Origin of the sequence: Mycobacterium sp. Marseille-P9652, assembly GCF_902652685.1 — a bacterium.
GTDB lineage: Bacteria > Actinomycetota > Actinomycetes > Mycobacteriales > Mycobacteriaceae > Mycobacterium.
Map to the genome: position 1 here is coordinate 44,266 of NZ_CACRUY010000024.1, position 10,049 is coordinate 54,314.

Annotated in this window: 8 protein-coding genes and 1 tRNA gene; 4 read left to right on the plus strand and 5 right to left on the minus strand. The window is 66.9% G+C overall.

Features of this window, described 5'->3' with window-relative positions; all coding sequences use genetic code 11:
- Positions 1-84 precede the first annotated feature (84 nt).
- Positions 85-1,602 carry a SulP family inorganic anion transporter gene (locus GPY60_RS14490; protein WP_156688362.1) on the minus strand — a complete coding sequence of 506 codons (1,518 nt, stop codon included), beginning with the start codon at positions 1,600-1,602 and terminating at the stop codon, positions 85-87.
- 229 nt (positions 1,603-1,831) lie between these two features.
- On the minus strand, positions 1,832-2,857 hold the full coding sequence (locus GPY60_RS14495) for an NAD(P)H-dependent glycerol-3-phosphate dehydrogenase (RefSeq protein ID WP_156688363.1): 1,026 nt from the start codon (positions 2,855-2,857) through the stop codon (positions 1,832-1,834).
- A gap of 161 nt (positions 2,858-3,018) precedes the next feature.
- Between GPY60_RS14495 and GPY60_RS14500 the strand changes: the two genes are divergently transcribed.
- Positions 3,019-4,488, plus strand: coding sequence for a trypsin-like peptidase domain-containing protein (locus tag GPY60_RS14500; protein WP_156688364.1), 1,470 nt, complete (start codon positions 3,019-3,021; stop codon positions 4,486-4,488).
- A gap of 3 nt (positions 4,489-4,491) precedes the next feature.
- On the opposite strand, the gene GPY60_RS14505 is transcribed toward GPY60_RS14500, so the two are convergent.
- Positions 4,492-5,979, minus strand: coding sequence for a flavin-containing monooxygenase (locus GPY60_RS14505; RefSeq protein ID WP_156688365.1), 1,488 nt, complete (start codon positions 5,977-5,979; stop codon positions 4,492-4,494).
- Between the two features lie 12 nt (positions 5,980-5,991).
- Positions 5,992-6,483, minus strand: a complete 492-nt coding sequence (locus GPY60_RS14510; RefSeq protein ID WP_156688366.1) for a YajQ family cyclic di-GMP-binding protein — start codon at positions 6,481-6,483, stop codon at positions 5,992-5,994.
- Positions 6,484-6,552: 69 nt separating this feature from the next.
- On the opposite strand from GPY60_RS14510, the gene GPY60_RS14515 reads away from it, so the two are divergent.
- Positions 6,553-6,636, plus strand: a tRNA-Tyr gene (locus GPY60_RS14515).
- Positions 6,637-6,799: 163 nt separating this feature from the next.
- On the opposite strand, the gene GPY60_RS14520 is transcribed toward GPY60_RS14515, so the two are convergent.
- Positions 6,800-8,041 (minus strand): carbohydrate-binding domain-containing protein, encoded by a 1,242-nt coding sequence (locus GPY60_RS14520; protein WP_156688367.1) that lies wholly within the window; start codon positions 8,039-8,041, stop codon positions 6,800-6,802.
- Between the two features lie 418 nt (positions 8,042-8,459).
- Between GPY60_RS14520 and GPY60_RS14525 the strand changes: the two genes are divergently transcribed.
- Both GPY60_RS14525 and GPY60_RS14530 read left to right on the plus strand, forming a co-directional pair.
- Positions 8,460-9,407: a lytic transglycosylase domain-containing protein gene (locus tag GPY60_RS14525; RefSeq protein ID WP_156688368.1), complete on the plus strand. Its 948-nt coding sequence runs from the start codon at positions 8,460-8,462 to the stop codon at positions 9,405-9,407.
- 389 nt (positions 9,408-9,796) lie between these two features.
- Complete coding sequence (locus GPY60_RS14530; RefSeq protein ID WP_156688369.1) at positions 9,797-10,027, plus strand: MbtH family protein; 231 nt, start codon at positions 9,797-9,799, stop codon at positions 10,025-10,027.
- Positions 10,028-10,049 lie beyond the last annotated feature (22 nt).

Sequence of the window (10,049 nt, forward strand, 5' to 3'; positions counted from 1 at the left end):
AATGCCACCAAGTCGGAAGTGCGATACAGTCGTATGATGAGCGACTTTGCTCAGTTCTGTCATCTACCATGGGGGATTGCGGCATCAGGCTGCGGCTTCTGGCCTTTCAGCCTCGACCAGCGACACGTGCCGGGCGAAGTGGCCGGTCTCGACCACACCGTGGATCCGCACGGTGCCCCCGGTGGCGCGGTGCTGTCGCTCCCAGTCGGTGAGCGCCTGATGCGCGGCGTGGTCGAGGTAATGGACCGAAAGGGCCACCGTCACATCGGTTCCCGGTGGGACGGCCGTCAGCACGCGGGTCAGGCGCGGCAACGCCAGGAAGGTGCACGCCGCCCCCCGGATGGTCACCCGCCATTCGTCGCCCACGGCGTGGGCGTCGACGCGCGCCCGGATCACCCGCCACCCGGTCAGCGCGATCGCCAGCACGAGCCCGATCAGCACGCCGTGCAGCAGATTGAGGAAGACCACGCACGCGATGGTCACGACATACACGGCGAGATCGCCGTACTTCGTGGCGGTTTCGATGTGGGCCGGCTTGAGCAGCTGCACGCCGATCACGATCAGCAGGCCGGCCAGTGCCGCGGTCGGGATCTCCTCCACCAACTCGGCGAACGGCACCGTGAACAGCAGGATCCAGACGCCGTGCATGATCGACGACGCACGCGACCGCGCGCCCGCGTTGACGTTGGTCGAGCTGCGCACGATGACACCGGTGACCGGCAGGCCCCCGATGGTCCCCGACAGCGCGTTGGCGACACCCTGCCCGACCAGCTCGCGGTCGAAGTTGGTGCGTGGCCCGTGGTGCATCCGGTCCACCGAGACCGCCGACAGCAGGCTCTCGACGCTGGCGATCAGCGCGACGGTGATCACCCCGATCGCGACGCCGCCCCAGTTGCCCTCAGGAAGGTCGGGCAGCTGCAGCGCGTCCAGCGGTGACCCGTCGAGGTCGATGCGCCGGACGTTGAACGGCAGGACCACGGAGATCACCGTGACCACGACGATGGCGACCAGCGGCCCGGGGATCGGGCGCAGCCGGGCCGGGACCCACCGCCACGCCACCAGGATCAGGATCACCAGCACGCCGAGGATGACCCCCGGCCGATGCGCGCCGATGATCTGGCCCGGCAGCTCGACGACGTTGCGCCAGGCCGTGCTCTTGGACTTCCCGCCCAGCAGCACATGCGCCTGCTGCAGCGCGATCGTGATGCCGATGCCGGCGAGCATGGCGTGCACGACGACCGGTGAGATCGCCAGAGCGGCCCGCGCCACCCGGCTCAGGCCGAGCAGCACCTGCAGCAGGCCCGCGCCGACGGTGATCAAACACGTTACGCCCCAGCCGAAGTCGGAGACGAGATCCGCGACCACGACGGTCAGCCCGGCCGCCGGCCCGCTGACCTGCAAGGGTGACCCGCCCAAGCTTCCCACAACGATGCCTCCGACGATCGCGGCGATCAGGCCCGCGAGCACCGGGGCATTGGAAGCGATCGCGATCCCCAGGGACAGCGGGAGCGCGACCAGGAAGACGACGAGCGACGACGGCAGGTCGTGGCGGATGACGGCTCTGACCCGGTCGGCCCGTGACCGGTCCTGGACTTCTTGCATCGGTTGTTTCCCCTCGTCACGTTTCGCGGGGATTGCCCGGCATCGGCCCCGAATTGCGCCGGTTACGTCCTAGTAAACGGTTGACACACAATCGATTACGACAGCGCCAGCCAAGCGCTCACAGCGCAGTCATTCGACGACGGTATTTTGCTGGCGAAGCGCGGGTCAAGCCAACGGGCGCGGCCCATATCGAACGCAAAGATTTGAATTCGGCCAGCCCGGGAACCGGCTAGAAGCCCGAGCCGTGCACCTCGTGCCCCGGAACCTCGGCGGCCAGGCCGCGGTAGGCCTGTTCGACGGTCGAGCCGTGGTTGATGACGGCGTCGACCTCCCGGGCGATCGGCATCGACAACCCGAACTCGTCGGCGAACTCCATGATCACGCTGGCGGCCTTGACGCCCTCGGCGACCTGGTTCATCGACGCGATGATCTCGTCGATCGGCTTGCCCGCGCCCAGTTGCTCCCCGACGTGGCGGTTGCGGCTGCGCTGGCTGGTGCAGGTGACGATGAGGTCACCCAGCCCCGCGAGGCCGGGGAAGGTGTCGGGGTCACCGCCGAGGGCGACCCCGAGCTTGGTCATCTCGCGCAGCGCGCGGGCGATCACCAGGGCGCGGGTGTTCTCGCCGATGCCCAGCGAGTAGCCCATCCCGACGGCGATCGCGAACACGTTCTTCAGCGCCCCGGCCATCTCGACACCGACGACGTCGTCGGTGGTGTAGACGCGGAAGCGCCGGGTGCGGAACAACGTCGAAAGCCGGGTCGCCAGGTGCTGGTCGGGCATGGCCAGCACGGCGGCGGCGGCGTAGCCCTCGGCGACCTCCCGGGCGATGTTGGGGCCGGCCAGGATGCCCGCCGGGTGGCCGGGCAGAAGCTCCTCGATGATCTGCGACATCCGCATGTTGGTGCCCTGCTCGAGCCCCTTGACCAGCGACACCACCGGCACCCAGGGCCGCAACTCCCTGCCCAGCTCGGTCAGCACCCCGCGGAAGCCGTGCGACGGCACGCCCATGACCACGACGTCGGCGCAGTTGGCCGCCTCGGAGAAGTCGGTGGTGGCGCGCAGCGTGTCGGACAGGATGACGTCGTTGCCCAGGTAGCGGCTGTTGCGGTGGTGGGAGTTGATGTCCTTGGCGGTGTCCTCCGAGCGCACCCACTGCAGCGTCGGCCCGCGGCGCGCGCAGATGGACGCCACCGTGGTCCCCCAGGAACCGCCACCGAGGACGACGACTGTGGGTTCGCGCGTGTCAGCAGGCATGGCGACCAGCGTATTGCCGACACCGGTTATTGAGAAGCAGTTCACGCACTCGCGCGGCGCGTGTTCTCCAACCTTATGACCTCACGCCGGGGGACTTCGTGCCCTACCCGCGCCGGGCGCCGGGGCGGATCGTCGGGAGAAGATCCGGTAGAGGAGGAATCATGCCTAAACGCGCTGGTTGCGGCCGGGCGTTGGCAGTGATGTCGGCGGCCGTTCTGGCGATGCTGGTGGGGGCACCGGGCATCGCGTCGGCCAACAACGGCTACCCGCGGGTGAACCCGGAGGAGCGGGCGGCGGCCATGATCCGCCCCGCCGTGATGTACCTCGGTGGGCAGGGCTACGGCGGGGTCCGGCTGCCGAACGGCCAGATCCTCTCGCAGTTCGGGCAGGGCACCAACATGCCGTTCATCGCGACGTGGGCCTGCACCGCGTTCGTCGTCAACCCCGACGGCTGGGTGGCGACGGCGGGTCACTGCGTCGACCCGGAAAGCGCCAAGGTGCTCATCCTCAAACGGGCCGCCGCGGAGTACATGAGCCAGTACCCGGACGCGCCCGAGTCGCACGACCCGGCGTCGGCGCTGGACTGGCTGCGGAAGAACGCGCGGGTGTACGGCGACAGCGCGGACAGGGGCCCGGAGATCGGCCTCACCCTGATGTACGGCAGCGGGGTGAACATCGCGGGCAAGGTGCCCGCCGGCGTCGTGGACTTCCGGCCCCTCGGCAAGGGCGACGTCGCGTTGCTCAAGATCGACAAGCACAACCTGCCGTCGTCCGAGTTGGCCGCCGATTCCGACGTGAGCATCGGAACCCCGATCCTGGCCGTCGGTTATCCGGAGAGCACCCGCAACGTCACCGGCCCCTCGCTTGACCCGACGAACAAGAGCGGCAAGGTCAGCAAGAAGTCGACCATGGGCCCGTCTCCCGAGTACGAGATCGACGCCGCGGTCTCCGAGGGCATGAGCGGTGGCCCCGCCATCCAGCTCGACGGCAAGGTGATCGGTGTCAACAGCTTCGCGCCGATCGGCGAACCGCAGGCCTTCAACTTCGTCTCGCCGGCCGACGGCCTCGCGGCGATCCTGGCGAGCAAGGGCGTCAAGCCGATGCTCGGCCCCGCCGACGCGTTCTACCGCAAAGGGCTGGCGCACTACTACTCCGGGCACTACACCGAGGCGATCGAGGACTTCGACCAGACGCTCGCGATGTCACCCGACTACCCGGGGCTGCTGGACCTCAAGACCAGCGCCGTCAACCTGCGCCAGCAGTACGGTGACGCGTCGGCGTTCGGCGGCGCAATCCTGTGGTGGTACCTCGCGGCCAGCGTCGGGCTCGTGCTCGCCGCCGGCGCCGGCCTGACGTTCCTCGTGCTGCGAGCCGATCGACACCGGCGCGGCGGGGCGAAAGGCTCGGGCCTGAAGCTTGTTTCGGGAAGTCCCGGCGGTGGCGCCGTACGCCCCCGGCGGGGAATCAAATTGGGTGCCGCGCGGCTCATCGGCGTGGCCCCCGCGCCGAAACCGGTGACCCCTCCCCATTACTGCTCGGCCTGCGGGGCCGAACACCAGCCCGCCGAAAGCTTCTGCCCGAACTGCGGGAAGCGCATCGCGGCGGTCGTCGAGGCCGACGCGGCCCGCTGACGGTCAGCCCGCGAGCGGCGCCCGGTCGGCCGCGCGGCCGAACACCATCGCCTCCTCGACCCGGTCGAAGCGGTAGTCGAGGGCGTCCGCGAGGTAGTTCTGCCTGACGTTCCACGGCCGCTTGGTTCCCGACTTGGGCAGCGCGTGCAGGTTGCGCAGCACGTAGCCGGCGTTGATGTCCCAGGACGGCTTCTCGTCCATCGGCTCGTCCCCGAGATGCGGGTAGGCGTGCGTGTAGCCGTGAGCGGCCATGTGCGCCAACAACTTCGCGGTGGCGCGCGCGGTGATGTCGGCCCGCAGCGTCCAGGACGCGTTGGTGTAGCCGACGCACCAGAACAGGTTGGGCACGCCGTCGAGCATGTGCGCCTTGTAGACGAAGCGGTCGCGGGGGTTGATCTCCTCACCGTCCAGGCTGATCGCGACCCCGCCCAGCGCCTGCAGCTGCAGGCCGGTCGCGGTGACGACGACGTCGGCGTCGAGGTGCCCGCCGGACGTCAGCGCGATCCCGGTGGCGTCGAAGTGGTCGATCTGGTCGGTGACCACGTCGGCGCGGCCGGCGCGGATCGCGTTGTACAGGTCGGCGTCGGGGATCAGGCACATCCGCTGATCCCAGGGGTTGTACCGCGGCTTGAAGTGGACGTCGACGTCGTAGCCCGGGGGCAGGTTGCTGATCGCGATCCGCCGCAGCAGCCACTTGACGAAGCGCGGCGCCTTGCGGGACAGCGCGAAGAACGTCGCCTCGGCCAGCGCGCTGTACATCCGGACCACGAGATGAGCCGGCTTGCGGGGCAACACCTTACGCGCGACCGCGGCGACCTTGCCGTAGCGGGACGATGAGATCAGGTAGGTCGGCGAGCGCTGCAGCATGGTCACCTTGGCCGCCCGCTCCGACAGCGACGGCAGCAGGGTCACGGCGGTGGCGCCGCTGCCGATCACCACCACGTTCTTGCCGGTGTAGTCGAGGTCCTCGGGCCAGTGCTGCGGGTGCACGACCGTGCCCTCGAACCCCTCGATGCCCGGGAAATCCGGCGTGTAGCCCTGGTCGTAGTCGTAGTAGCCGCTGCCGAAGAACACGAACCGGCCGCGGTACCGCCTGGGGGCGCCGTCCTGCTCGACCGTGACCGTCCACGTGTCGGTGGAGGAGTCCCAGTCCGAGGAACGGACGTGGCTGTTGAAGCGGATGTGGCGGTCGATGCCGTACTTGTGGGCGGTCGCGGTCAGGTACTCGCGGATGTGCTCGCCGTCGGCGACGCCCTCCCGGCGCGTCCAGGGCTCGAACGGGAAGCTCAGCGTGAAGATGCTGCTGTCCGAGCGCACTCCGGGGTAGCGGAACAGGTCCCACGTCCCGCCGATGCGCGCGCGCCGTTCGAGGATGACGTAGGTCATGTTCGGGTTGCGCTCGGTGATGCGATAGGCCGCGTCGATGCCGGAGATGCCGGCCCCGACGATGATGACGTCGAAGTCGTCGGTCCCCTGGGGAGTCACCGTCATCGTGAACCTCGCTTACCGGTAGTTGACGAACTGCAGCGCCACGTCCAGGTCGGCCTGCTTCAGCATCGCGATCACGGCCTGCAAGTCGTCACGCTTCTTGCTGCTGACCCTGATCTCGTCGCCCTGGATCTGCGTCTTGACGCCCTTCGGGCCGTCGTCGCGGATGAGCTTGGTGATCTTCTTGGCGTTCTCGCCAGTGATGCCCTGCTTGAGGGTGCCGCTGACCTTGTACGTCTTGCCCGACGCCTGCGGCTCGCCCGCGTCGAACGCCTTCATCGAGATGTCGCGGCGGATCAGCTTCTCCTTGAAGACGTCGACGGCCGCCTTCACGCGCTCCTCGGTCGACGAGACCAGCTCGATGGCCTCGTCGCCCTTCCACGCGATCGACGTGTCGGTGCCGCGGAAGTCAAAACGCGTGGCCAGCTCCTTGGCTGCCTGGTTGAGCGCGTTGTCGACCTCCTGCCGGTCCACTTTGCTGACGATGTCGAACGACGAGTCCGCCATGCGATCGGTCCCTTCGGTGCGTGATGGCCGTTTGTGCTTTGTCTACCCGCTCGTTGTAACCTGTCTGGCGGCAGGTTGCCCGAGCGGCCAATGGGAGCGGACTGTAAATCCGTCGCGAAAGCTTCACAGGTTCGAATCCTGTACCTGCCACCACAAGACTTGGCTGTTCAGAGCACCTTCTTGGCTGCCTCTGCGGGTGCCCCGCATCCCTGGCGCACGTCATCGTGTGACGGTTGCTGGCCTGCAGGCTATTCCACGACCTGTGAGTTGGCATTGCCGGTTGAGGCTCTCGTCCTCGGCAGTTGGTAGCCAGGCGCTAGCTTACTGTGAAATTGATGTTGTTCCAGGTGACGCTGCCACTGCCGGTTGTGTACTCACAGCCGAATTCCCATCCCTTCAGCACATAACTCATTGATGTCCAACCCTGCTTGGCCGCGTAGCTGAGTATCGGCAACAAGTCGACACTTCCGCTGGCCAATGCGCCACTCCCGTTGTAAACCGAAGCCGGCATGATGGCCAAAGATCCTGCGCCCATAGCGTTTGGGATAAAGATATAGCTGACACCACCGACGGGATGCTGGTAAGCGGTTTGTGGCCACCAGCCCGCAGGGCGTTTGAGAATAAACGCCGTCTCGTTGCCCATGCCGCCAACAGGCCCCAGCCACGTTTCGGTCAGGATATCGAAATTATTGTTGGCTGCTGCGTCGGCATTGGCCGTCAAATTCCACTGAAAATTTATGTGCCTGAGTGATCTCAGAGGGGTGTTGACCCACGGGGGCAACCCCGCTGTCCCGAGAGGACCCATCGAGGTTCCATTGGGATCGTCGTTCGGCCCTTGAATGCCATAGACGAGCTCTGGAAATGCACCGACGGCTGAGGAGTTGGTCCACCCGCAGGTCGTGTAGTTGGGGAAATTGTTGGGATAATACTGAACCCACTGAGGCCCGGGCGGATTCTGGACTCCGAGGTTATAGGCCCACCAATAGCTGCCCGCAGGCTGATACGCATACGTGGTCGGGACGACGTGGTACCAGGTCGTCGAAGCCGCCGTGATCGTCACCGGAGTCCCGGTTGGCCCAGTCCCGGAGGTACCAGCCACTACTGCGACCGTGTCCAGGAACAGGGGGCCGCACAACGACTGCTGGGCGTTCGTCGACGCAATGCTCAAAGTGTGTGCGCCTGCATTGATCGTGGCGGCTGTCGGGTAGCTGCTCCATGAGGGCGCTGAGACGGTGGTCGTCGAGATGGCCTTCCCGTCGATCAAGACGGTCATGGTTGGCGGCTCCTCACACGGTTGCTCTTTCGCGCGGATCACCACGTTGATGGCTGCCGGCACCGGCAATGACAGATTCGTCGATGCCGATGAACTATGGTTCAGCGCGAGTGCGTATCCATTAGTCGCACTGGGATCGGCAATTACCCGCCCGGCGCTCGCCGGCGACACGACCATGGATGAGGCTTCGAGGGTGGAGCTTGCGGCGGCAGCGCGCGGCGCCACGGGCAATATGATCGCAGCGCCACCGAAGAGACTGACAATGGTCAAGCGCAGGTGTCGCACGGCCGTACCTCCGAGAAATCAAACGGAGAACCTTCGCATCACGCGGTATTCCCTTGGTGGTAACAGCATTGTCTCCGGATCGGTAGGTGAACAGGCGTAGCGTCTATCGCTTTGATAACAATCGCCATTGAAACGTTTGATGGAGTAGTGGCGCGCGCGCCGGACGAATTTTTGGCGGACGTCGGTCATTAATGCTATTAACTGAACTAACCCGGGTGTGATTCCGGGATTGACGCCGCGACGGCACTTATTGCGTGCCGAAGGCAGATACCGTTGTCGGATCGTAGGTCTGATCTGGTCCCGGCCTCAACCGCCGTCTCGCGTTTGGGGCCGGGACCGCATTGATGTCACGCGGCGCGGTAGGACAGACTTGCTGCATGGCCCGACGGGCCTCAGCCACTCGATCGAAGAGAATGCCGTGAGTCGTAACCGGACAGCCGCAGCGTCGCTGGCCCTGGCCGCGGTCCTCTTGGCCGTCGCCGGCTGCGCGCAGTCGACACCGCACGCCGCCAAGCCGGGACCCACAAGCCCGGCGACGGCCCCCGCCGCGCCCCTGACCAAGGCGGTGCCCGCCGATGCGAGCGCCCCCGGTGGCGCGCAACCCCGGCTCGCGTCGGATCCCGTGCAGCTCGCCGACGACCTTGTCGCCGACGAGCTCGCCTTGCGCGACCCGGCGACGGGGGAGGGGGCGCTGGTGGCCGCCGCGCACCGCCAGCAGGCGGCCTACCGTGCCATCGGGCGCCACCCCGTCTGGGACGCGACCACCCGACCGCGAATACCCGCGTCGCTCACCGACGTCTACGACCGCAACGTCGACGCCCGTCGGCAGCTCGACGCAATGACGCAGCCACGAAGCACCCTGCCCGCGTGGCGCATCGAGCCCCCGGCCCCTGTCGACGAGCTGATGGGCGACTACCACCAGGCGGAGGCGGAGTCCGGTGTCGGCTGGAACTACCTGGCCGCCATCAATCTGGTCGAGACCCGCTTCGGCAGCATCGTCGGCGTCAGCACCGCGGGGGCGCAGGGCCCCATGCAATTCCTGCCGGGAACGTTCGCCTCCTACGGCCAGGGCGGCGACATCAATTCGCCCCGCGACAGCATCATGGCGGCCGGCCGCTACCTGGCCGCCAACGGTTTCGCCGGCGACCACGACCGCGCGATCTACGGGTACAACCACTCGCGCAACTACGTGAATGCGGTCAACCAGTACGCCGCGCTGATCGCGTCCGACCCCGCCGCGTTCGCCGGCTACTACCGGTGGGACGTCTATTGCTCCACCACCGCCGGCGACGTCCTGTTGCCCATCGGCTACGCCGCCACCTCACCGATCCCGGTGGCCGACTACCTGTCCACGCACCCGCAGTGACTCGTCGCGGCTAGTCCCGGCCGCTCCTTTCGCAAGAATTCCGCAAGAAATCCGCGAAGATGCGGCATGCGCTGTGCCGCAACCTATGTGCGATCGGCCGCCGCGGCCGGCCCCGGCCCCGAAAGGTTGGGAGCGGTAGCGGCACGGTCGGTGTCGACTTGCACCGCACGCGCGACGAGGAAGGAAGCCGACGTGAACAACGCCGCCCGCTGGCCGCGACGATGGGGACGCCGGATCCACGTTTGCTGGTTAGTCCACAAAACGAACAAATTAGGTGCTAAGTTGGCGTCGCCGATTGCGGATCGGGGGTTGGCCATTCGCCTCGTGGATGGTTCCGCCCCGCCGGATCCGGTTCGTAGCCCGTCGCCGCTGGGTGTTGAGGAGAACGAGTGACAACCAATCCGTTCGACGACGACAACGGCCGCTTCTTCGTCCTGGTCAACGACGAGGAGCAGCACAGCCTCTGGCCCGTGTTTGCTGATGTCCCGGCCGGCTGGCGGGTGGCGTTCGGCGAAGCGAGCCGGGCCGAGTGCCTGGACTACGTCGAACAGAACTGGACCGACATCAGGCCGAAGAGCCTGCGCGAGCGGCTGGCGCGCGACTCGGCGCCCGATTCATAAGCGACACTTCGTGAACGACGAC

What these genes read in the sequence shown, in the direction of transcription:
- GPY60_RS14490 (WP_156688362.1), bottom strand. Translation starts at nt 1,602, where the DNA reads ATGCAAGAAGTCCAGGACCGGTCACGGGCCGACCGGGTCAGAGCCGTC.
- GPY60_RS14495 (WP_156688363.1), bottom strand. Translation starts at nt 2,857, where the DNA reads ATGCCTGCTGACACGCGCGAACCCACAGTCGTCGTCCTCGGTGGCGGT.
- GPY60_RS14500 (WP_156688364.1), top strand. Translation starts at nt 3,019, where the DNA reads ATGCCTAAACGCGCTGGTTGCGGCCGGGCGTTGGCAGTGATGTCGGCG.
- GPY60_RS14505 (WP_156688365.1), bottom strand. Translation starts at nt 5,979, where the DNA reads ATGACGGTGACTCCCCAGGGGACCGACGACTTCGACGTCATCATCGTC.
- GPY60_RS14510 (WP_156688366.1), bottom strand. Translation starts at nt 6,483, where the DNA reads ATGGCGGACTCGTCGTTCGACATCGTCAGCAAAGTGGACCGGCAGGAG.